Source organism: Micromonospora haikouensis (assembly GCF_000876225.1).
Lineage (GTDB): Bacteria > Actinomycetota > Actinomycetes > Mycobacteriales > Micromonosporaceae > Micromonospora > Micromonospora haikouensis.
Window position 1 is genome coordinate 2,128,999 of sequence record NZ_JXSX01000003.1, and the last position, 24,220, is coordinate 2,153,218.

Annotated in this window: 11 protein-coding genes; all 11 read left to right on the forward strand. The window is 77.6% G+C overall.

Annotation, left to right across the window (positions count from 1 at the left end):
* Positions 1-479: 479 nt before the first annotated feature.
* From TK50_RS30425 to TK50_RS30475, 11 genes are read left to right on the forward strand one after another with little or no spacing between them, the layout of a single operon-like run.
* Positions 480-3,815 carry a non-ribosomal peptide synthetase gene (locus TK50_RS30425; RefSeq protein ID WP_052504017.1) on the forward strand — a complete coding sequence of 1,112 codons (3,336 nt, stop codon included), beginning with the start codon at positions 480-482 and terminating at the stop codon, positions 3,813-3,815.
* Positions 3,808-4,908, forward strand: coding sequence for a TauD/TfdA family dioxygenase (locus tag TK50_RS30430; protein WP_082106775.1), 1,101 nt, complete (start codon positions 3,808-3,810; stop codon positions 4,906-4,908). Before TK50_RS30425 ends, TK50_RS30430 begins: the two co-directional genes overlap by 8 nt.
* Positions 4,905-5,921, forward strand: a complete 1,017-nt coding sequence (locus tag TK50_RS30435) for a TauD/TfdA family dioxygenase (RefSeq protein ID WP_043969599.1) — start codon at positions 4,905-4,907, stop codon at positions 5,919-5,921. The genes TK50_RS30430 and TK50_RS30435 overlap by 4 nt, the downstream gene beginning before the upstream one ends.
* Positions 5,918-11,314 carry a non-ribosomal peptide synthetase gene (locus TK50_RS30440; RefSeq protein WP_043968977.1) on the forward strand — a complete coding sequence of 1,799 codons (5,397 nt, stop codon included), beginning with the start codon at positions 5,918-5,920 and terminating at the stop codon, positions 11,312-11,314. The genes TK50_RS30435 and TK50_RS30440 overlap by 4 nt, the downstream gene beginning before the upstream one ends.
* Positions 11,307-12,062 carry a thioesterase II family protein gene (locus TK50_RS30445; RefSeq protein WP_043968978.1) on the forward strand — a complete coding sequence of 252 codons (756 nt, stop codon included), beginning with the start codon at positions 11,307-11,309 and terminating at the stop codon, positions 12,060-12,062. Before TK50_RS30440 ends, TK50_RS30445 begins: the two co-directional genes overlap by 8 nt.
* Positions 12,059-12,760: a thioesterase II family protein gene (locus tag TK50_RS30450; RefSeq protein ID WP_043968979.1), complete on the forward strand. Its 702-nt coding sequence runs from the start codon at positions 12,059-12,061 to the stop codon at positions 12,758-12,760. The genes TK50_RS30445 and TK50_RS30450 overlap by 4 nt, the downstream gene beginning before the upstream one ends.
* Positions 12,757-13,623 carry an SDR family oxidoreductase gene (locus tag TK50_RS30455; protein ID WP_043968980.1) on the forward strand — a complete coding sequence of 289 codons (867 nt, stop codon included), beginning with the start codon at positions 12,757-12,759 and terminating at the stop codon, positions 13,621-13,623. Before TK50_RS30450 ends, TK50_RS30455 begins: the two co-directional genes overlap by 4 nt.
* Positions 13,620-16,562: an amino acid adenylation domain-containing protein gene (locus tag TK50_RS30460; RefSeq protein WP_082106777.1), complete on the forward strand. Its 2,943-nt coding sequence runs from the start codon at positions 13,620-13,622 to the stop codon at positions 16,560-16,562. The genes TK50_RS30455 and TK50_RS30460 overlap by 4 nt, the downstream gene beginning before the upstream one ends.
* A complete protein-coding gene (locus tag TK50_RS30465; RefSeq protein WP_043968981.1) occupies positions 16,559-18,373 on the forward strand; it encodes a condensation domain-containing protein in 1,815 nt (604 codons plus the stop codon). The genes TK50_RS30460 and TK50_RS30465 overlap by 4 nt, the downstream gene beginning before the upstream one ends.
* 12 nt (positions 18,374-18,385) lie before the next feature.
* Positions 18,386-23,398, forward strand: coding sequence for a non-ribosomal peptide synthetase (locus TK50_RS30470; RefSeq protein ID WP_052504018.1), 5,013 nt, complete (start codon positions 18,386-18,388; stop codon positions 23,396-23,398).
* Positions 23,391-24,218 (forward strand): AzlC family ABC transporter permease, encoded by an 828-nt coding sequence (locus tag TK50_RS30475; RefSeq protein ID WP_052504019.1) that lies wholly within the window; start codon positions 23,391-23,393, stop codon positions 24,216-24,218. Before TK50_RS30470 ends, TK50_RS30475 begins: the two co-directional genes overlap by 8 nt.
* The last annotated feature ends 2 nt before the right edge of the window (positions 24,219-24,220 follow it).

Genomic DNA, 24,220 nt, shown 5'->3' on the forward strand with positions numbered 1-24,220 from the left:
CCGCCGACGGCCCGGAGCCCGAGGCGCCGGTCGACGGCCCGGCCACGCCCGTTCAGAGGCCCGGCCACGCCCGTCGACGGCCTGCAGCGCCCGTCAACGGGCGGCGCGGCCGGGCTCCTTCGGAGGGCGTGGCGGCTTCCCGACAGCCACGGGCCGGCGGGGCCGGCGGCTGGCGGTCGCGCCCGGGGCATCGGCCCTGTTCAGTGCCGCGCCGCCCGATGCGCAGGTCACATAACGGGCGGGAGTGGCCGGTCCGAGTTTCGCCACTGGTGTCCCGCATCTTGGGAGGGCCCTTGGCATTCCCATCGGCGCTCGTGGAATCTCTCAGCGGAGAGCAAGCGATCGATCGCTGTAAGTAGCACAGCGTGAGGGGCTCGGGGCGCTGACCTGCCGAAGGGTCATTTAGGGCACACGTACCGTTACGATCTTGGGGGCCGTTCGGTGTCTGGCTGCACGCGCACGACGAATCGCGGGCGGAAGTGACCATCTCCGCCCGGCCCGCCGGACCGGTGCGCCGGGCCGGCGCACCCCGCGTCCCCGACGTCCCGCTCACCGGCGTCTGCCTGCACCGCCTGGTCGAAGCCCAGGTGGAGCGGACGCCCGACGCCGAGGCGGTGCGCGCCGGCGACCGGGCGCTGACATACCGGCAACTCGACGAGGCGGCCAACCGGCTCGCCCGGGTCCTGCTGGCGCACGGCGTCACCGGCCAGGACCGGGTCGGCGTCTGCCTGCCCCGCGACGTCGACCTGGTGGTCGCCCTGCTGGCGGTGCTCAAGGCCGGCGCGGCGTACGTGCCCCTCGACCCGGCGTACCCACCGGCGCGGGTGGCGTTCATGACCGAGGACTCCGGCGCCCGGCTGGTGCTCACCCGCACCGGCCTGGCCGACCGCTTCGGCCGCGCCGCGTTGCCCCTGGACACTCTCGACGTGGCCGCGGCACCCGCCGACCGCCCCGACACCGACGCCGATCCCGCCGGCCTCGCCTACGTCATCTACACCTCCGGCTCCACCGGCCGGCCGAAGGGCGTGGCCATCGAGCACCGCTCCGCCTCGGTGCTGATGGGCTGGACCCGGTCCGCCTTCTGCGCGCAGGAGCTGGGCGGCGTGCTGGCCGCCACCAGCGTCTGCTTCGACCTGTCGGTGTTCGAGATCTTCGGCCCGCTGTGCTGGGGCGGGCGGGTGCTGCTGGTCGACAACGTCCTCGCCCTCGCCGGCCCCGACGCCGCCGCGCTGCCGGTCACGCTGGTCAACACCGTCCCCTCGGCGATGAGCGAGCTGCTCGCCGCCGACGCCCTGCCGGCCGGCGTACGCACCGTGTGCCTGGCCGGCGAACCGCTGACCGCGGCCCTCGCCGCCCGCGTCCTGGCCCGCCCCGGGGTGCGCCGGCTGCTCAACCTCTACGGCCCGTCCGAGGACACCACCTACTCGACCTGGGCGGAGATCACCGCCGACGGGGGCGTACCGCCGATCGGCCGGCCGCTGCCGCACACCCGGGCGTACGTGCTGGCCACCGACGGCATGCCGGTGCCGCCCGGCACCCCGGGGGAGCTGTACCTGGCGGGCGCGGGCCTGGCCCGGGGCTACCTCGACCGGCCGGAGGAGACCGCCGCCCGGTTCCTGCGCGACCCGTTCCGCCCCGGCGAGCGGATGTACCGCACCGGGGACCGGGTCCGGCTGCGCCCCGACGGTCAACTGGAGTTCCTGGGCCGCCTCGACGACCAGGTGAAGCTGCGCGGCTACCGCATCGAACTGGGCGAGGTCGCGGCGGCCCTGGCCGACCTGCCCGGCGTGCGGGAGGCCGCCGCCGCCGTGCGTACCGGGCCCAGCGGCGACCCGCTCCTGGTCGGCTACCTGGTCGGCGCGCGCCGCGACGACGTGCCGGCCCGGCTGCGCGAGCGGCTGCCCGCCCCGCTGGTGCCGGCGACGGTGGTGTGGCTGGACCGGATGCCGACCACCCCGAGCGGCAAGGTGGACCGGGCGGCCCTGCCGGACCCCGAGTGGGAGGCGGCCGACGCGCCGCACCCGACCGCCGCCCTCGACGCGACCCACGCCGCCGACGCCACTCCCGCTGCCGGTGCCGCACCTGCCGCCGACGCGTTCGACCCCGCCGACGCCGGGCTCGCCCGGGAGGTCGCCGCCGTCTGGCGGGACGTGCTCGGCGTGCCGGTCGCCGGGCCGCAGGCCGACTTCTTCGACCTCGGCGGCGACTCCCTGCTCGCCCTGCGCTGCGCGGCCCGGCTCGCGGCGGCCACCGGCGTGCCCGTGCCGCCGGCCGCGCTCTTCGACCATCCCACCCTGGCCGCCCTCGCCGCCCACCTGTGGGCCGCCGCGGTCGCCGCCCCACCGGCCCCGCCCGCCGCCACCCCGCCCGCCACCGGCCCCTCCCGCGCCGACGCCGCCCCGCCCGCCGTCGCCGACGGAGCCGCGCCGCTGTCGGCGGCGCAGCGCCGGCTGTGGTTCCTGCACCAGCTCGACCCGACCGACACCTCCTACCTGGTGTCCTACGTGGTCGAGCTGGACGGCGCCGTGGACCGGGCGGCGCTGGCCCGGGCGCTGCGCCGGGTCGTCGCCCGGCACCCCGCGCTGCGCACCGTGTTTCCCAGCTCCGACGCCGGCCCGGTCCAGCGGGTGCACGACGACCCGCAGGTCGAGCTGGTCCTGGAGCGGCCCGTGCCGGGGGAGCCGCTGGCGGAGCGGGTCGCGCGGGTGGCCGCCGCGAGTGCCCGTACCCCGATGGACCTGGCCGCCGGGCCGCTGCTGCGCGCGCACCTCGTCGCCGACGACCGCCGGCGCCACGCGCTGCTGCTGGTGGCCCACCACATCGTCTGCGACGACTGGTCGTTCAGCGTGCTCGTGCGCGACCTCGGCCGCTGCTACGACAGCGAACGGGAGGCCGCCGTGCGGGTCACCCGGCCCCGCCCGCCGTGGCCGGCGCGGCCCGTGCCGGGGCCGGCGGCGTTCGCGCTGGCCCAGCGGGAGTGGCTGGCCGGCCCCGCCGGCCGCCGCGCCCTGGACGAGGTGGTCGCCGGGTTGCGTGACGCGCCCACCCTGCTCGACCTGGCCGCCCCGGCCCTCGCGTCGCCTCCGCCCGGCCCCGCCGGCTCGCCCACGCGTGCCCCGCGCGCCGCCGACCGCCCGCAGGGGGCCAGCCTGCGGGTGACCGTGGACGCCGCCGACGCCGAGGCCGTGCGGCGGCTCGCCCGCGCCCACCGGGCCAGCCTCTACATGGTCGGGCTGGCCGCGTTCGCCGCCCTGCTCGGCGCCCGTACGGGGCGCACCGACCTGCTCGTCGGCACCGCGTTCGCCGGGCGCACCAGCGTCGCGGCCGAGGAGAGCGTCGGCTGCTTCGTCAACACGATGCCGCTGCGGCTGCGCCCCGCGCCGCGGCGCGGCTTCGCCGACCTGCTCGCCGAGGCCCGCGCCGCCGCGCTGTTCGCCGGCGAACGGCAGGGCGTGCCGTTCGACGCGGTGGTGGAGCGGCTGCGTCCGGCCCGCCACCCGCACCGCAACCCGCTGGTGCAGGTCGCCTTCGGCGTGCAGAACGCCCCGGCGGCCACCTGGCGGGGGGCCCAGGGGCTGGACCTCGCGGGGGTGGAACTCGCGCCGGACGCCGCCCGGCTCGACCTCACCTGCTGGCTCGACGAGCGCCGGGGTGGCCTGGAGGCGCTCTGGACCTACCGCACCGACCTGTTCGACGGTCCACGCGCGCAGGCGTGGCACCACGACTTCGTCGGGGTCCTCCGCCGGGCGGCGGCCGACCCCGCGCGCAGCCTCGCCGAGTGTGTCGACGACTCCTGGGGGACGAGAGATGACTGAGCAGAGCCGGGTGGCGCCGGCCATCGGACGCCGCCGACGGGACCGCTCCCTGGTCGACGTACGCCCCGACTGGCCGGGCGGTCCGCTGCCCGCCCTGGTCGAGGCCACCGTGCCCGACCTGGACCTGGCGGCCTGGCTGGCCGGCAACCGGGACACCGTCGACGAGCTGGCCCGCCGGCACGCCGCCGTGCTGCTGCGGGGCTTCGCCGTGGCCGGTCCCGCCGACTTCCGGGCCGCGATGGCCGCCCTCTCCGACGACGTGCTCAGCTACGGCGAGCGGTCCTCGCCGCGCAGCGAGGTCACCGAGGGCGTCTACACCTCCACCGAACACCCCGCCGACCAGCCGATCGTGCTGCACAACGAGCAGTCGTACACGCTGAACTGGCCGCTGCGGATCGTGTTCTTTTGCGAGACCGAGCCCGCCGCGGGCGGGCGGACGCCGCTGGCCGACAGCCGGCGGGTGCTGGCCCGGCTGCGCCCCGAGACCGTCGCCGGGTTCGAACGCCGTGGCGGCGTGTGCTACCAGCGCAACTACCTGCCCGGGATCAGCCTGTCCTGGCAGACGGCGTTCCAGACCGACAGCCGCGCCGAGGTCGAGGCATACTGCGCCCGCGCCCGCATCGAGGCGCAGTGGGTGGGCGAGGAGCAGCTGCGCACCCGGCAGGTCCGGCCCGCCGTGCGCGAGCACCCGGTGACGGGGGAGCGCACCTGGTTCAACCACGCCCTGTTCTTCCACGTCACCTCCCTGCCCGACGAGGTCAGCGCGGGACTGCGCCGGGCGCTGGCCGAGGAGGACCTGCCCTACCAGACCGCGTACGGCGACGGCACGCCGATCGGCGCGGACGTGCTCGCCGAGCTGCGGGCCGCGTACGCGGCGGAGACCCGGTCGTTCCCGTGGCGGCGTGGCGACGTGCTGCTGGTGGAGAACATGCTGGCCGCGCACGCCCGGGAGCCGTTCACCCCGCCCCGGCGCATCCTCACCGCCATGTCCGACCCGGTCACCGCGCCCGAGCTGGCGGCGGCACCGCCCGACGGGGCGTGGGCGGGCGACGGCGCGACGGCGGGGGCGGCGACCGCCGGGGGCCGGTCGTGAGCGGGCCGGGGCCGCGTCGGCGCGGGGCCGCGCCGGCCGCCGCGCCGGTCACCCGCAGGGTGCTGGTCGACGACTCCTTCGTGCTGCTGGTCGAGGCCGCGGTGGCCGACCTCGACCTCGCCGGTTGGCTCGCCGGCCGCCGCGACGAGCTGCTGCGCGACCTGGACGCCCACGGCGCGGTGCTGTTCCGCGGCTTCGAGGTGGCCACCGCCGACGACTTCAGCCGGGCGGCCCGCGCGGTCACCCCGGACCTGCTCGGTTACCTGGAGCGGGCCGCGCCGCGCACCGAGGTCGCCGACCGGGTGTTCACCTCCACCGAGTTCAACGCCGAGCAGTGGATCCCGCTGCACCACGAGATGTCGTACTCGCACAACTGGCCGACCCACCTCTACTTCTGGTGCGCCCAGCCGGCCACCGGCAGCGGCGGGGCCACCCCGCTGGCCAGCGAGCGGGTGGTGACCCCCCGGATCCCGGCGCAGGTGCGCGAGCGGTTCACCCGCGACGGGGTGTGCTACGTGCGCAACTACGGCCCGCACCTGGACCTGCCGTGGCAGGAGGCGTTCCAGACGACCGACCGGGCGGAGGTGGAGGCCTACTGCGCGGCGTCGGCGACCGAGTTCACCTGGCTCGGCGGCGACGGGCTGCGCACCCGGGCCCGGCGGCAGGCCGTGGCCACCCACCCGCGCACCGGCGAGACGTTCTGGTTCAACCACGCCCACCTGTTCCACAGCTCCAACCTGCCGGCCGAGGTGTCCGCCGCGCTGCTGCGCGAGTACGGCCCCGAGGGGCTGCCGCGCAACGCGTACCACGGCGACGGCAGCCCGATCGACGACGAGGTGGTCGCCGGCATCCGGGACCTCTACCGGGAGCACGCCGTGTCGGTGCCGTGGCAGCGCGGCGACGTGCTGGTGGTGGACAACTTCCTCGCCACCCACGGGCGGGAGCCCTTCTCCGGCGACCGGCAGATCCTCGTCGCCATGTCCGACCTCTACGTCAACCGGAGCGTGGTGTGAACGGCTACCGACTCTCCCCGGTCCAGCGGCTCGCCTACACCGGGGCGCGGGAACTCGTGCGGGCCCGGGTCCGGCTCGACCGCCCGCTGGACGCCGCCCGCCTCCAGGCCGCCGTCGACGCGGTGGTCGCCCGGCACGAGGCACTGCGGCTGACCCTGGTGCACCATCCCGGCCTGCGGGTGCCGCTGCAGGACGTCGACGACGCCCGCTCGGTGACCGTCGGCGCGGCCGGCGAGCTGTCCGTGACCCTCACCGACGACGCCCTGGAGCTGGCCGCCGCCCCGCTGGTCGCCGACCCGGCGAGCCTGCGGCTGGTGCTGGCCGACCTGGCGACCGCGTACGCCGGCGGGTCCCTCGCCGACGACCCGGACGCCCTGCAGTTCCTCGACGTCTCGGAGTGGCAGTTCGACGAGCGGCAGCAGGCGGGCCTGCCGGCGACCCCCGACGTCCCGGCCGCCCGGCTGGTCACCCCGCACGGCGACGACGCGGCCGAGGAGTCGGTGGCCGAGGTGCCGCTGGGCCCGCTGACCGCCGCCGCCGACGCGGCCGGGGTGACGGTGCCCAGCCTGCTGCTGGCCGCCTGGGCGCTGACCCTGTCCCGCCGGGCCGAGCCGCCCGCCGGGGCCGACGACGCCGAGCTGGTGCTGGCCCGCTGGAGCGACGGCCGGCACGCCGACGGCACCGCCGCCGTGGTCGGACCGCTGGGCGGCTACGCGCCGCTGCGGCTGCGCCTGCCGCTGCCGGCCGCGCCGAAACAGCTCCTCGACGAGGTACGCGGCGCGGAGCGCCCCGCCGAGGAGACGTTCCACCTGCTGGAGCCGGTGGGCGTCGACTCCGCGGCGGTGGCCGGCTTCGCCGCCGTGCCGGCCGTCGACCCGGCGACCCTGGCCGCCCTCGGGGCCACCGACGTGCGGGTGAGCGCCCCACCGCCGGTGGGCGGGCCGCACCTGACCGCCGTGCTCGACGCCGGCACGGCGACCCTGCGGGTCACCGGCGGGCGGCAGCTGCGCGAGGGGCTGCTCGCCGTGCTCGGCACCCTGCCCGCCGCGCTGACCGACGGGGCCCCGCTGGCCCTGCTCGGCGCGGCGGAGACGCGCTGGCTGGTCGAGGCCGCCGGGCCGGCGTCCGACGCGCCGACGCGTACCCTCGCCGACCTGCTCCACGGCGGGCTGGCCGCCGCCGACCCGGACGCCGAGGCGGTGGTCGCCGCCGACGGGGCGTACACCTTCGGCGAGCTGCGCCGGCTCGCCGACGGGGTGGCCGCCGGCCTGGTCGAGCGCGGCCTGCACGGCGGCCGGCGGGTCGGGGTGCTGGCCACCCGCTCCCGGGACACGGTGGTGGCGTTCCTCGGCGTGCTGCGCGCCGGCGCGGTGTTCGTTCCGCTGGACCCGGCCGCGCCCCCGCGTCGCCTCGCCGAGCTGGCCCGCGCGGTCGACGCCGGCCTGGTCCTCGGCGACCGGCCCGTGGCGGGCGTGCCGCACGCGGGCGTCGCCGAGCTGGCCGCCACCGCCGCCACCGCCGCGCTGCCCGAGACGCGGCCGACCGACCCGGCGTACGTGATCTTCACCTCGGGGTCGACCGGCACGCCGCGCCCGGTGCTGGTCTCGCACGGCAGCGCCGCGCACCTGGCGCACGCCCTGGAGCGCGTCGTCTACCCCAACGCCCCGGCCGGGGCGCGGGTGGCGGTCAACGCCCCGCTGACCTTCGACGCCTCCGTCAAGCAGCTCGTCCAGCTCGGGCACGGCCGCAGCCTCTACCTGGTGCCGGAGGCGGCCCGCCGCGACGGCGTCGAGCTGGCCGCCCTGCTCGCCGCGCACCGCGTCGACGTGCTGGACCTGACCCCGTCGCAGCTGCGCATCCTGCTCGCCGCCGACGGGGTGGCCGCCGGCCGGGCCGCGCTGCCGGGGGTGCTGCTGCTCGGCGGCGAGCCGGTGCCGGCGGACCTGTGGGACGCCGTGGCGGCCCTGCCCGGGGTGCGCGCGGTCAACCTGTACGGCCCGACCGAGGCCACCGTGGACGCCACCAGCGCCGAGATCACCGCCGGTGACCCGCCGACGATCGGCCGGCCGCTGCCGGGGACGGGGGCGTGGGTGCTCGACGGCCAGCTCCGCCCGGTGCCGCCCGGGGCGGCCGGGGAGCTGTGCCTGACCGGCCCCCAGCTCGCCGACGGCTACCTCGGCGACCCGGAGGCCACCGCCCGCCGGTTCGTGCCGGCGGCGCTGCCGTCGGGCCGCGTCGAGCGGGTGTACCGCACCGGCGACCGGGTGCGCTTCGACGCGCGGGGCCGGCTGACCTACCTGGGCCGCCTCGACGACCAGGTCAAGGTCAACGGCTTCCGGATCGAGCCGGGGGAGGTCGCCGCCGTCCTGCGCGAGCACCCCGGGGTGGCCGACGCGGCGGTGGTGGCCCGCGACGACGACGGGCACGGCGCGCGGCTCGTCGCGTACGTGACGCCCGCCGGGGGTCCGCCGGCGGTCGACGTGGACCGGGTCGTGGGCATCAACCCCCACGAGACCCGCTACCTGTACGACGAGATCTTCCGCCAGCAGGTCTACCTGCGCGACGGGGTGGTGCTGCGGGCCGGGGCGACGGTGTTCGACGTCGGCGCGAACATCGGCATGTTCTCGCTGTTCGTGCACGCCGTGTGCCCGGACGCCACGATCCACGCGTTCGAGCCGGTGCCGTCGGTGGTCGAGGCGTTGCGCCGCAACGTGGCCACCTTCGGGGTGCCCGCCACCGTGCACCCGCACGGGCTCGCGGCGACCCCCGGCGAGGTGGACTTCACCTACTATCCCGGCTACGCCATGATGTCCGGCCACGCCGAGTACGCCGACCCGGCCGCCGAACAGGCCGTCATCCGCCGCTTCCTGGCCAACGAGCGGGACCGGGGCGAGGCCGACCGGGGCGCCCTGCTCGACCGGGTCGACGAGCTGCTGACGGAGCGCTTCGCGCCGGACCGGCTCAGCGTGGCCGTCCGGCCGCTGTCCGACGTCATCGACGAGGTGGCCCCCGAGCGCATCGACCTGCTCAAGATCGACGTGCAGCGGGCCGAGGCCGACGTCCTCGCCGGAATCCGGGAGGTCCACTGGCCGCTGGTCGCGCAGGTGGCGATGGAGGTGCACGACGGCGTCGGTACCGCCACCGAGGGCCGCCTCGACGAGCTGATCGCGTTCTTCGAGGAACGCGGCTTCACCGTCCTCACCCGCCAGGACGACCTGCTCGAGGGCACCGACCGGTACACCCTGCACGCGGTGCGCCCCGAGTACGCCGACGACCCCCGCCCCGCGGTGACCGCCGCCCCGGCCGACGGCGAGCCGCTGGACGCCCGCCTCGCCGCCTGGCTGCCCGAGCGGCTGCCGGCGCACCTGGTCCCCGCAGCCGTGGTGGTGCTCGACGCGCTGCCGCTGACCGGCAACGGCAAGCTGGACCGCGCCGCCCTGCCCGCCCCCGAGCGGGGCCGCCGCGCCGCCGGCCCTGGCGTCGCCCCCGCCAACCGGGCCGAGGAGATCCTCGCCGAGGCGTGGCGGGAGGTGCTCGGCCTGGAGACCGTCGGCGTGACCGACAGCTTCTTCGCCCTCGGCGGCGACTCGATCCGCAGCATCCAGATGCAGGTCGCCGCCGCCCGGCGGGGCCTGTCGTTCCGGCTGCGCGACATCTTCGCCCACCAGTCGATCCGGGAGCTGGTCGACCACGGCGAGATCACCCTCGCCGACCCGGACGCCGGCGAGCCGACGGCCGGGGCGGCGCCGGCCGCCGCGTCGCCGGTCGACGGGGCGCGGCCGGTCGACGGCGACCGGTCCACCGGGCCCGCCGCCGCTCGGCCCGAGCGGGGCGCGGACACGCTCCTGGCCGCCGCCGACCGGGACCGGCTGCCCGCGTCGGTGGTCGACGCGTACCCGATGACCGCCCTGCAACAGGGCATGGTCTACCACTGCGAGCTGACCGGCGACCCGGCGATGTACCACAACGTCACCGCGCACCGGGTCGACGCGCCGCTGGATCCGGCCGCGCTGCGCGCCGCGTTCGCCGCGCTGGTGGCCGCGCACCCGGTGCTGCGCACCGGCTTCGCCCTCGACGGGTACGCCGAGCCGCTGCAGCTGGTGCACGCCGACGCGCCCGCCGACGTGCCGGTCGACGCGCTGGCCGCCGCCGACCCGGCCGCCCGCGCGGCCCACGTCGACGCGCTGATCGCCGCCGAACGGGCCCGCCCGTTCGACTGGGAACGCCCGCCGCTGGTCCGGCTGCACGCCGTCGACGAGGGCGCCGACGGGTTCACCCTCGTCGTCGCCGAGCACCACGCCGTCCTCGACGGCTGGAGCCTGGACCTGTTCCTGCGCGCCCTGCTGGCCGACCACGAGCGGCGGCGCGCGGGCCGGCCCGCCCCGCCCGCCCCGGCGGCCCTGCCGCCGCACCACCACGTCGCCGCCGAGCGGGCCGCCCTCGCCGATCCGGCCACCCGCCGGTTCTGGCTCGACGGCCCCGGCGCGGCGACCCCGCTGCTGCTCGGCGGGCCCGGCCCCCGGATCACCGTCACCCGGCCGGTGCCGCTGGACGACGACGTCACCGACCGGGTCGCCGAGGCGGCGCGCGCGGCCGGGGTGCCGGTGAAGTCGTACCTGCTGGCGGTGCACCTGCGGGCGCTCGGCGAGACCGCCGGCCGCGACGACGTGGTCTCCGGCCTGGTCGTCGGCGGTCGGCCCGAGGGCGCGGGCAGCGACGCCACCCTCGGGCTGTTCCTCAACACCCTGCCGGTCACGGCGACCCTGCGCGGCCGGCCGCTGGCCGAGCTGGCCGGGGACGCCTGGCACGCCGAGCGGTCCCTGATGGGCCACCACCGGTTCCCGCTGGCCGAGATCGTCCGGGCCGGCGGGGCGGGGCCCCGCTTCGACAGCTTCTTCAACTACACCCACTTCCACGCCGACGACCGTGCCGGCCCCCGCGTCGTGGCCAGCCGGGTGACCACGGTCGACGTCGGGTTCAGCCTCGCCGTCGACGTGGCGGTGGCTCCCGACACCGGTCGGCTCGCCCTCGCCCTGCAGTACGACGGCCGCCGCTTCGACGCGGACTGGGCCGACCGGCTCGCCGCGACCTTCACCCGGCTGCTGGCCACCGAGCCGACCGCCGCGCTGCCGCCGGCCGGGCCGCCGGCGGACCCGCCCACCGACGCCCGCTCCCGCTGGTCGGCGCGGGTCGCCGGGGCGTGGCGGGACGTCCTCGGGGTGACGCCGCGTTCGGCCGCCACCACGTTCGCCGCCGCCGGCGGGGACTCGCTGCGGGCGCTGCGTCTGGTCCGCACGCTGCGCCAGCGGTACGGCACCGGGCTGACCCTGGCCGAGTTCGCCGACCTGGCCGACTTCGGGGCGCTGGTGGAGCGGGTGGCCCGCGATGGCTGACCGCGACCCGTGGCTGGTGGTCCGCGCGCCGGTGCCCCGCCCCGCGCTGCGGCTGTTCTGCCTGCCCTACGCCGGCGGCAACGCGGGCGCGTTCGAGAGCTGGCGCACCGGGCTGCCCCGGTCGGTCGAGGTCAACGCCGTGCAGTACCCGGGCCGGCGGGAACGCGCCGCCGAGGCCGCCCCGCGCCGGATGACCCCGCTGGTGCAGGCCCTGGAGGCGGCGCTCGCGCCCCACCTCGACCGCCCGTACGCCGTCTACGGCGACTGCCTCGGCGCGTACGTGGCGTTCGAGCTGGTCCGGCGGTTGGCCCGGCGCGGCCACCGGCCCGCCGACGCGCTGGTGGTCTCCTCGGCGGTGCCGCCGCACCGGTCCACCGTCGAGCCGGACTACTCCACCCTGGACGATGCCGCGTTCCTCGCCGAGCTGGTCGCGCTGGGCACCCTGCCCCCGGCGGTGGCCGGGCACCCGGACCTGGCCGCGGCGGCCCTGCCGGCGGCCCGCGCCGACTTCGAGCTGGGCCGCAGCTACCGGCTTCGCGACGCCGACCCGGTGGCCACCCCGGTCACCGTCGTCGTCGGCGACGCCGACCCGCACGTGTCGGCGGTGGACGCGGCGGCCTGGGCCGACCTGACCACCGCCGGCTGCACCACGTTGACCGTTCCCGGCGGGCACGACCTGCTCGCCCGGGCCGACGCCGGGCTGCTGCGCGCCGTCCGGACCGCCCTGACCGGCAAGGAGCCGTCTTGACCCGCACGACACTGCTCTGCTTCCCGTACGCCGGCGCGGGCCCGTCGGTGTACCAACCGTGGCGGCGCGTCGCCCCGCCCGAGCTGGACGTCGTCCCGGTGTCGCTGCCGGGGCGGGAGAAGCGGTTCGTCGAGGAGCCGTACCGCCGCCTGGAGCAGGCGGTCGACGGGCTGCTCGACGAGGTCCTCGAACTGGTCGCCGGCCGCGACCGGGTCGCCCTGTTCGGGCACAGCATGGGCGCGGTGCTCGCCTACGAGATGACCCGCCGGCTCACCGGGGCCGCCGGGGTGGCCGTGTCCCACCTGTTCGTCAGCGGCTCCCCGGACCCGTGGTCCGGGCGCGAGCGCACCGCCGCCGGGCTGCCCGACGACGAGTTCGTCGCCCGGGTGGAGGAGTTCGCCGGGTACACCCACCCGGCGCTGGCCGACCCCGACATGCGGGAGCTGCTGCTGCCGGTGCTGCGCGCCGACGTGGAGCTGCACGAGGCGTACCGGCCGGCGGGGGAGAAGCGCGTCGACGTGCCGGTCACCGCCCTGCGCGGCGCGGACGACACCCTCGTCGCCGACGAGGCGCTCGCCGGCTGGGGGCGGGTCACCTCGGCCACCTTCGCCGTGCGGCGGCTGCCCGGCGGCCACATGTACCTGACCGACTCCCCGGCGGCCGTGCTCGACCTGGTCGGCGCGGAGCTGGCGCGATGACCGACGCGCCGACCCGCCCCGCACCGGTGGTCACCGGCGACCGGCTGGCCGGCAAGACCGCCATCGTCACCGGTGCCGCCCGGGGGCTGGGCCGGTCCTGCGCGGTGACGTTCGCCGCCCAGGGGGCCGACGTGGTCCTCGTCGACCTCGCCGGGGACCTGCCCGGCGTGCCGTACCCGCTGGGCTCGGCGAGCCAGCTCGCGCACACCGCCGACCTGTGCGCCGGGTACGGGGTGGCCGCGTACCCGGTCGAGGCCGACGTGCGGGACCTGGCCGCCGTCCGGGCCGCCGTCGCGCTGGTGGTGGCGCGCTTCGGCCGGGTCGACGTGCTGGTCAACAACGCCGGCATCGCCGCGCCGTCGGGCAAGCCGACGCACGAGATCACCGAGGCCGAGTGGCAGCTCATGCTGGACGTCGACCTGTCCGGGCCGTGGCGGATGATCAGCGCGGTCGGCGAGGTGATGTGCCGCCAGCGCGGCGGCAGCATCGTCAACGTCGCGTCCACCGCCGGGCTGGTCGGCTACCGGCACTTCGCCGGCTACGTGGCGGCCAAGCACGGCCTGGTCGGGCTGACCCGGGCCGCCGCGCTCGACTACGCCCCGCTGCGGGTGCGGGTCAACGCGCTGTGCCCCGGCTCGGTGCGCGACGACCCGCACGTCGAGGGCCGGATGCTCGCTGAGATCGCCCGGTCGCTGGAGGTGCCGGTCGCCGAGCACGAGGAGACGTTCGTGCAGGCCCAGCCGATGAACGCGCTGATCGAGCCCGGCGCGGTGGCCCAGGCGGCGCTCTGGCTCGCCTCGGACGAGTCCGCGCAGGTCACCGGCTCGGTCATCACCGTCGACGGAGGGTTCACCACCCGATGAGCGCCCCGCACACCCCCCACCTGAGCGAGGCGGCCCGGTTCTGCCACGCCGCGAGCGCCCGGGTCGCCCCCGACGCCGACGCCGACGGCCTCGGCGAGGCGTACGCCGTGCTCACCCGGCGGCACGGCCTGGCCGGCGGGCGGCTGTGGGTGGAGCGGGTGCCGGCCGGGCTGGCCGCGCGCCGCCGCGACGCCGAACTGGCCCGGCCGCTGCCGGTCGGCGGCCCGGTCCTGCGGGCGGTGCTGCTGCGCCACGAGGACGGGGCCGACCTGGTGCTGGTCGCCCGCCGGCACGCCGTGGGCCGGCACCGCCTCGGCACCCTGCTGGCCGAGCTGACCGACCCGGCCGCCCCGGCGGTCCCGGTCGTCGTCCCGGGTCGGCTCGTCGCGCCGGGTCGACCCGTGCCCGCCACCACGACCGCCGCGCACCCGGCCGCCGCCGGGAGCGACGGGTCGGAGGCCGACGCCGCACCGAACGCTGCCGCCGCAGACGCCGCCTCCGGCTCCGCCGCCTCCGACGACGTTGCCGACGCCGACGTTGCCGACGCCGACGTGGACGCCGGGGACACCGGCTGGCTGCGCGGCGACCCCGGGCCGGACCGCCCCGCCGCGCACACCGTCGCCGTGCCGGCCGGGACCGACCTGGCCGCCCTCGTCGCGGCGGTCGGCGCGGTGCTGGCCCGGTACCGGGGCGTGCGCCGGGCCCGGGTCGGCGCGGTCGTCGACGAGCGGCTGGCCGTCGTCGGGGTGCCGGTCGACGGCGGGGCCCGCGACCTGCTCGCCACCGCCGCCGCGACCGGGTCGCCCTGGCCGGCCCCCGGCGGCGCGCCGCCCGCCGGGCTCCTCGACGTCGAGGCCGGCGTGCTCGACGCGACCAGCCCCGCCGACGCGTACCGGCCCTGCCTGGCCCCCCTGTGGCCGCTGACCCTGGCGCTGGCCGGCACCACGCTGACCTGCCACCACCGCACCGCCGGGTGGTCCGGCGACCTGGTCGCGGCGTTCGCCCGCCAGGTCGTCCGGGTGCTCGGGCAGGTCCTCGCCGACCCGGACCGACCGCTGGCCGGTCACGACCTGTTCGACGACGCCGAGCGGGCCGCGATCGTCGCCCTCGGCCGGGGCCCCGGCGGGCCGCCCCCGGCGGTCGACACGATCGCCCACCGCGTCGCCCGGCACGCCAGGCGGCGACCTGACGCGCCGGCCGTGTCCTGCGCCGGCCAGCGGCTGACGTACGCGCAACTGGACGCCCGCGCCACCCGGGTGGCCCGCGCCCTCGCCGCGCACGGGGTGGCCCCCGGCGACCGGGTGGGCGTCTGCCTGGACCGGTCGGTCGACCTGATCGCGGTGCTGCTCGGCGTGCTGCGGGCGGGGGCCGCGTACGTGCCGGTCGACCCGGCGTACCCGGCCGAGCGGATCCGCTACACCGTCGAGGACTCCGGCGTCGCCCTGCTCGTCGGCGGTGGCGGGATCGACCCGGCCGGGCTGACCGCCGGGCCGGACGACGCGGCGGGGGAGGAGCCGGCGGCGGGCGGGCCCGACGACACCGCGTACGTCATCTACACCTCCGGCTCCACGGGCCGGCCCAAGGGGGTGTGCGTCCCGCACCGCAACGTGCTCGCCCTCGTGGACGCCACCGCCGGGGACTTCGGGCTCGGCCCGGCCGACGTGTGGACGATGTTCCACTCCAGCGCCTTCGACTTCTCCGTGTGGGAGATCTGGGGCTGCCTGCTCACCGGCGGGCACCTGGTGGTCGTCCCGCACCTGGTCACCCGCTCCCCGCAGGAGTTCCACGCCCTGCTGGCCGCCGAGCGGGTGACCGTGCTCAACCAGACCCCGTCGGCGTTCGCGCAGCTCCTCGACGTCGACCGGCGGGCCGCCGACCGGCTCGCCGTGCGGCTGGTCGTCTTCGGCGGCGAGCCGCTGGACGCCCGGATGCTCACCGGCTGGTTCGACCGGCACCCGGAGCGGGAGTGCCGGGTGGTGAACATGTTCGGCATCACCGAGACCACGGTGCACGTCACCGCGCAGACCCTCGACCGGGGGCTGGCGCTGGCCGGCAGCCGGTCGGTGGGGCGTGCCCTGCCCGGCTGGCGGGTGTACGTGCTCGACCCGGACGGCCGGCTGCTGCCGCCCGGCGCGGCGGGGGAGATCCACGTCGGCGGCGCGGGGGTGGCCGACGGCTACCTGCACCGCCCCGAGCTGACCGCGCAGCGGTTCCGGCCCGACCCGTGGGCGGGCGGGCGGATGTACCGCAGCGGCGACCGGGGCCGGCTGCTGCCCGACGGGCGGCTGGAGCACCTGGGCCGCCTCGACGACCAGGTGAAGGTGCGCGGCTACCGCATCGAGCTGGACGAGATCCGCCAGGTGCTGCTGGACGACCCGGGGGTGCTGGCCGTGGCCGTGGTGGTGCAGACCGGCGTGGAGTCGGCCGACACCCGGCTGCACGCCTACGTCGTGCTCGCCGACCCCGCCGCCGCCGACGCCGCAACGGCCGCCGACGCCGAAACGGCCGCCGGGACCGCCACCGCCGTCGGGGCCCGTGCCGCCACCGGCGCGCTCGCCGAGGTGCGCCGCCGCGCGGCCCGGATGCTGCCCGACTACATGGTCCCGGCGACGGTCACCGCGCTGCCCGCCCTGCCGCTGACCGGCAACGGCAAGCTCGACACCGCCCGGCTGCCCGCCCCGGCCGAGCCGCCCGCGCCGGCCCCCGCGCCCGCCGCCGACGCGGCGTTGGACGAGCGGATCCGGGCGGTGTGGCAGCGGGTCCTCGGCGCGGAGGTCGGGCCGGAGGACAACTTCTTCGACCTGGGCGGCAACTCGCTGCTGGCCCTGCGGCTGCTCAACGAGCTGCGCGACCAGGGCCTCGCCGACCTCACCCCCCGCCACCTGTACGTGCACCAGACCGTGCGCGGGCTGGCCGAGGCGATCGGAGCCGCCCGATGACCCCCGACGTGGACACCCTCGCCCGGCTCTGGCCGCAGGTCGACCGGGTCGCCGTCAAGGACGGCTGCGTGTACGTCGTCGCCGACGACCACCTCGACCCGCTGGCGCTGCGCGGGCAGCTCGCCCGGGAACTGCCCGACGGGGAGCTGCCCCGGCACATCGTCCAGGTCGACTCGCTCGACCCGGCCGACCTGATCGCCCCCGACGACCGGTACGGGGCGTACCAGCCGCCGCGCGACGACACCGAACGGCAGCTCGTGCGGGTGTGGGAGGGGGTGCTGGGGGTGCCCAAGCTCGGCGTGCTCGACGACTTCTACGCCGCCGGCGGGGACTCCCTGGCCGCCGTCGCGCTGGCCGTGGAGGCCCAGCGGGTCTTCGGCACGGCCCTGTCGCCGGCCGCCGTGCTGCGCCACCCGACCGTGGCCGCCCTCGCCGCCGAGGTACGCCAGGCCCGCGCCGCCACGCCGCTGCCCCGGGCCGCCGCCGCGCGGGCGTACCCGCTGTCGCCGCAGCAGCGGCGGGTGTTCCTGGCCCAGTCCCGCGACCCCGCCTCGGTGGCCTACCACCTGCCGCTGCTGCTGCCGCTGCCCGCCGACACCGACGCCGCCCGGCTGGGCCAGGCGCTGCGGCACGTGGTGGCCCGGCACGACATCCTGCGCACCGCGTTCGGCACCGAGGCGGGCCGGCCGGTGCAGCGGGTGCTGCCCGGCGTGGTGTGTGAGCTGCCCGAGGTGGCCCGCGCCGCCGACGAGCCGGTCGCGGTGACCCCGTTCGACCTGGCCGCCCCGCCGCTGCTGCGCGCCGAGCTGCGGCGCACCCCGACCGGGGCGGCGCTGGCCCTGGAGCTGCACCACATCGTCACCGACGGGCTCTCCCTGGCCCTGCTGCTGCGCGAGGTCGACGCCCGCTACGCCGGCCGCGACCTGCCGCCCGTGCCCGCCCAGTACGCCGACTACGCGGTGTGGACGCACGCGCAGGAGCCGCCGGGGCGCGACTGGTGGCTGGCCCGGTTCGCCGACCCGCCCGCGCCGCCGCGCCTGCCCACCGACGCCGACCGCGTCACGGGGCCCGACGCGGGCGACCCGTCGACCGCCGCCGCCGGTGTCGTGGAGTTCGCCGTGGACGCCGCCCGCACCGCCGCGCTGCGCGCGCTGGCCCGCCGCGAGGGCGTCACCCTGTTCCACCTCCTGCTCGCCGGGTACGCGACGTTCCTCGCCGCCGCCACGGGCGGCCCCGGCGGGGCCGACGGCGTCGACGTGACCGTCGGCACGCCGGTGGCCGGGCGGGGCGCACCCGGGCTGGATGCCACCATGGGCATGTTCGTCAACACCGTCTGCCTGCGCCACCGGGTCCGCCCCGACGTGCCGTTCCGGGCGCTGCTGGCCGAGGTGGCCCGGGACGCGGTGGACGCCTTCGCCCACCAGGACTTCCCGTTCGACAGCCTGGTCGAGGCGGTGCTGCCGGTGCGCGACCCGCACCGGCACCCGCTGTTCGACACCCTGTTCGCGATGCAGCACGCCGAGGTGGCCCGGGTCGAGTTCCTCGGCCGGCCGGTGGAGCTGGCCGTCGCCCCGACCGGGCAGGCCATGTTCGACCTGGACATGCAGGTCTACGAGCGGCCCGACGGGCTCACCGTGCACTGGGCGTACCACGCCGGGTTGTTCCTGCCGCAGACCGTGCGCGCGTTCGCCGACCTGTACCTCGACCTGCTCGACGCCGTGCTCGCCGACCCGGGCCGCCCGGTCGGCGAGCTGACCGGCGCGCCGGCCCCCGTGGCCGCCGCCCCGACCACCATCGACATCGACCTGTAGCCGGGAGAGCTCATGCAGTCGCTGATGACCCGGGGCCAGCTCAGGATCGCCGCCGCGCGGCGGCCCGACCACGCCCGGCACTGGCACGGCGTGCTCGCCGCCGGGGCGGAGCGGGTGGGCTTCCCCGACGACCACGCCGCCGCACCGGGCACCCCGCCGCGCCCGGAGGCGGTCACCGTCCCGCTGGGCGACGCGCTGGCCGACCGGCTCGCCGCCGCCAGCCGGGGCGCCGAGGCGGCCCGGTTCGTGCTGGTCGCCGCCGCCGTGGCGGCCCTGCTGCGCCGCTGGACCGGCGCGACCGAGGTGCTGGTCGGCCGCCCCGCCGGCGCAGACGCGCTGGCCGGGCTGCTGCCGCTGCGGGTGGCCGCCGGCCCGGACCGCAGCTACCGGGACCTCGTCGGGCAGGTGCGCGCCGCGCTGCCCGAGGCCGAACGCTACGCCGACTACCCCGTCGAGCTGCTCGCCGAGGACCTCGCCCCGCACGCGGAGGAGGGCCGGCACCCGTTCCTCGACGTCGCCGTGCACACCGCCGACGCGGCCGTCGACCCCCGCGTCGGGATCACCGTGGCCGTCGCCGACGCCGACCTGACCGTGCACCACGACGCCGCCCGCCACGACCGGGCCACCGCCGAGCGGATCGCCGCCCACCTGCTGCTCCTGCTCGCCGCCGCGCTCGCCGCCCCGGACGGCCCCGTCGACGACGTCGACCTGGTGACCCCGGCCGACCGGGCGGTGCTCGCCGCCATGAACGACACGGCCGTGGACGTCGCCGCCGGCCCGCGCCCCGACGCGTGGGTGGCGCGGCGGGCCGCCGACACGCCCGACGGCGTCGCCGTGCGTACCGACGAGGGCGCCTGGACCTGGGCGGAGCTGGAGCGGCGGGTCGCGGCGCTGGCGGCGGACCTGCGCGCGGCCGGCGCGGGCCCGGAGACGGTCGTCGCGGTCCTGGCCGCGCGGTCGCCCGCGCAGCTCGCGGCGATCCTGGCCGTGCACCGGGCCGGCGCGGCCTACCTGCCGGTGGACCCCGGCTACCCGCCGGCCCGCGTCGGCTACCTGCTGCGCGACAGCGGCGCGGCCCTGGTGGTGGCCGCCGACGCCACGGCGGTGCCCGACGGCGTGCCGGTGGTCGCGCTGCCCCCGGCCGACGCCGACCCGGCGGCGACCGCCGACCCCGCGCCCGCGCCGACCGGCGGCCCGCCGACGGCCCCGGCCGCCGACGGCGACGACCTCGCCTACGTCATCTACACCTCCGGCTCCACCGGCGAGCCGAAGGGGGCGATGATCGCGCACCGGGCCCTGGCCAACCGGCTCGCCTGGATGCAGCGGCACTACCCGATCGGCCCGGACGACGTCGTGCTGCACAAGACCCCCACCACGTTCGACGTGTCGGTGTGGGAGCTGTTCTGGTGGGCCCGCGAGGGCGCGTCGGTGTGCCTGCTGCCGCCGGGCGCGGAACGCGACCCGCGCGCCATCGTCGCCGCCGTCGCCGCCCACGGCGTGACCGTCCTGCACTTCGTGCCGTCGATGCTGGGCGCGTTCCTCGACTGGCTGGCCACCGCCGACACCGCCGGCCTGGCCGGGCTGCGGCGGATCTTCGCCAGCGGCGAGGCCCTCGGCACCCACCACGTCGACCGGCTCGCCGCGCTGCTGCCCCACGTCGAGCTGGTCAACCTGTACGGGCCGACCGAGGCGACCGTCGACGTCACCCACCACCCGTGCGCGCCCGGCGCGGCGCGGGTGCCGATCGGCCGCCCGGTGGACAACACCCGGCTGCACGTGCTCGACGGGCGGCTGCGGGCGCAGCCCGTCGGCGTGCCCGGCGAGCTGTGCATCGCCGGGGTGCAACTGGCCCGGGGCTACCTCAACCGGCCCGAGCTGACCCGGGACCGGTTCGTCGCCGCCCCCGCCGTCGGGGAGGACCGCGTCTACCGCACCGGCGACCTCGCCCGGGTGCTGCCCGACGGCACCATCGACTACCTGGGCCGCCTCGACCACCAGGTGAAGGTGCGCGGCTACCGGGTCGAGCTGGGCGAGGTGGAGGAGGCGCTGCGCGGCCACCCGGCCGTCAAGGACGCCGTGGTCGTCGCCCGCGACGGCAACCTGCTCGGCTACGTGCGCACCGCCTCCCCGGTGGCCGAACGGGCGCTCACCGACCACCTGGCCGGGGTGCTGCCCGGCTACCTGGTGCCCGCCCGGGTGGTGGAGCTGGCCGAGTTCCCGCTGTCGGCCAACGGCAAGCTGGACCGGCGGGCGCTGCCCGACCCGCCCGCCGACGACCGGCCGTACGTGCCGCCGCGCACCGACGCCGAGCGGATCCTCGCCCAGGTGTGGGCCGACGTGCTCGGCGTCGACCGGGTGGGGGTGGAGGACAACCTGTTCGCCCTCGGCGGCAACTCCATCCACTTCGTCACCGTCCTGGCCCGGGTGCACGCCGCCGGCCTGGACCTCAGCTTCCAGCAGATGTTCCGGCACCCCACGATCGCCGCGCTCGCCGCCGCCCCCGCCGACGGGCAGCGACCCCCGGCGTACGCGCCGTTCGACCTGGTGTCGCCGGCCGACCGGGCGCTGCTGCCCGACACGGTGGTCGACGCGTACCCGCTGGGTCAGCTCCAGGCCGGGCTGATCTTCCAGAACGAGCTGGCCCGGGGCGCGGCCCAGTACCACGACATCATCAGCTTCCTGATCAGCGCCCCGTTCGACGAGGCCGCGTTCGCGGCGGCCGTGCGCCGGCTGGTCGCCGACCACCCGATCTTCCGCACCAGCTACCACCTCACCGGCTACTCGGAGCAGCTCCAGCTCGTGCACGCCGACGCGCCCACCCCGCTGTGGGTGACCGACCTGCGCGGGCTCACCCCCGCCGAGCAGGAGCGCCGGTACGCCGAATGGCACGACCGGGAGCAGTCGTACCGGTTCGTCTGGCAGGAGCCGGGGCTGGTCCGCATCCACGTGCACGTGCTCGCCGACGACCTGTACCGCTACAGCCTCAGCCAGCACAACTCGGCCCTCGACGGGTGGAGCATCACCCTGCTGCACACCCGGCTGTTCGACACGTACCACCGGCTGCGCGCCGGCCGCCCGCTGCCCGAGCCGCCGGCCGGCAACCACTTCCGCGACTACATCGGCCTGGAACGGCGGGCCGTCGCCTCGGCCGGGGACCGGGAGTTCTGGCGAGGCGTCCTGGCCGCCGGCGGGGTCACCGAGCTGCCCCGCTGGGAGCCGCCCGCCGAGCCCGCCGCCCACCCGGTGGTGTTCCACGAGGTGGACATCCCCGCCGCGCTGTCCGAGCGGCTGCTGCGGCTGGCCGACCGGCTCGCCGTGCCGCTGAAGACCCTGCTGCTCGCCGCGCACGTCAAGGTGGTCGGCGCGCTCGCCGCCGAACCGGCCGTCGTCACCGGGTACGAGCAGAGCGGCCGGCCCGAGGCCGAGGGCGCCACCGCCGCGCTGGGCCTGTTCCTCAACACCGTGCCGCTGCGCGTCGACACCGGCGACGGGAGCTGGGCCGACCTGGTGGGCCGCGTCTACCGGGCCGAGGCGGACCTGCTGCCGCACCGCCGCTACCCGATGGCGCAGATGAAGGCCGACGCCGCCACCACCGACACGCTGTTCGAGACGGTCTTCAACTACACCCACTTCTACCTGCTCAAGCAGCTGCGCGAGCTGCCCGGCTTCGACCTGCTCGACGTGCGGGTCAGCACGGAGACCGAGTTCGCACTGCGCGCCGAGTTCATGCGGGACTTCTTCACCGACCAGGTCCGGCTCAGCCTGCACTACCACAGCGCCGAGTTCACCGCCGGGCAGGCCGCCGGCCTCGGCGCGGCGTACCGGCGGGCCCTGGTGGCCCTGGTCGACGACCCGGACGCCCCGCACGGCGGCTACGATCCGGGCCTGCCGCCGCCCCGCCTCGTCCCCGCCCGCCGGGCGTTCGCCCGCCCCGCGCCGGCCGCGCCCGCCGCCCCGGCCGGGCGCACCCCGCCCGGCACCGACACGGCCCGCCGCATCGCCCGCGCGTGGGCCGACACCCTCGACGTGCCGGTGGCCGACATCGCCGAGGAGGACAACTTCTTCGACCTCGGCGGGAACTCCCTGGCCGCGATGCGGGTCGTCGCCGCGCTGCGCCCGCTGGTCACCCTCCGGCAGCTCATGACCCACTCCGACCTGGGCCCCCTGGCCCGCGCCGTCGACGCCGCCGCCACCCCGGCCGCCGCCGTCACCGACACCGCCGCGCCGCCGCCGCTGCTGCAGCCGCTGTCGCCGCCCGGCGTCGCCGCCGACCGGGTCCTGGTCTGCTTCCCGTACGCCGCCGGCAACCCGCTCGCCTTCCGGCCCCTGGCCGAGGCGCTCGCCGCACGCGGCGTGGCCGTGCTCGCGGTGGCCCTGCCGGGGCACGACCCGGGCCGCCCCGAGCCGCTGGCCGACCTCGACGAGGTGGCCCGCCGGGTCGTCGCCGAGCTGCGCGCCGCGGCCGGGGGCGAGGTGCTGCTGTGGGGGCACTGCGTCGGCGCGGCCCTCGCCGTGGAGGTCACCCGGCTGCTCGCCGCCGCCGGGTCCCCGCCCGCGCGGCTGTTCCTCGGCGGCAAGCTGCTGCGCGACGCCGCCGACATCGACGCCAGCATCGCCGAGGTACGCGCCCTCGACGAGGCCGGGGTCGTGGACTGGCTCGTCGGGCAGACCGGCTTCACCGACCTCGACGGCCTCGACGCCGGGCACACCTCGGCGCTGGTCGCCGCGTTCCGGCACGACGCCCTCGGCTCGCACACCTACCTGCGGGACCGGCTCGACCCCTTGGCCGACCGCCCGCTGACCGTGCCGGTGACGGTGGTGCTCGCCGCCGACGACCCGCTCACCGCCGAGCCGGGCGACGCGCCCGCCGCGTGGCGGCGCATTGCCACCGACGTGACCCTCGCGGAGATCGACGGTGGGGGACACTACTTCTGCCGCACCCGCGCCGGGGAGGTGGCCGACCTCGTCGCCGGCGCCGGCCCGGCCATGCCGCGCGACAGCCGCCCCGGGGAGGACCATGTCTGACCGCACGCCCACCAGCGCCCCCGAGCGCCCCGCCACGCCGCGCGGCGAGTTCGTCGCCGGGGCCCGCTCGATGGTGCCGTTCCTGCTGTCCGCGTTCCCCCTCGGCGTGATCGGCGGGACACTCGGCCTGGCCAGCGGGCTGTCCTACCTGGAGACGTTCGGGCTGGCCATGGTGGTCAACTCCGGCACCGCCCAGTTCATCGGCTTCAAGCTGATCGCCGAGGGCGCGGCGTGGCCGGTGATCGTCCTGACCACACTGATCCTCAGCCTGCGCATGCTGATCTACTCCACGCTGCTCGCCCCGCACGTGCGGGAGCTGCCGCAACGGTGGCGGCTGCTGCTCGGCTTCGGGCTGATCGACGCGGTCTTCTTCGTCGCGTTCGACCGGATGAAGGGCGGCGAGCCGGCCCGCCGCAAGAGCATGTTCTACTTCGGCGCTTCCGCCGTCATGTACGTCAACTGGGCCGTCGCCACCGTCGTCGGCATGGTCGCCGGGCACCTGCTGCCCGAGCGGTGGCGCGCCGGCCTCGACTTCCCGATGACCGCCGTCTTCCTCGTCGTGCTCGCCGGGGCGCTGGCCGGCTGGAAGATCTGGAGCGCCGCCGTGTCGGCCGGCGCGCTGGCGATGTTGTTCCTCGGGCTGCCGTACAACCTGGGGTTGATCGTGGCCGCCCTCGGCGGCGCGTGCGTGGGGATGGCCTGCGAGCGGATCGAACGCCGCTGGTTCCCGCCGAAGCCGCAGGAGCCGACGCCCGCCGAGGAGCCGGCGCGCGACGACGACCCGGCGGTCGCGCCCGCCACCGACGGCGACGGAAGGTGACC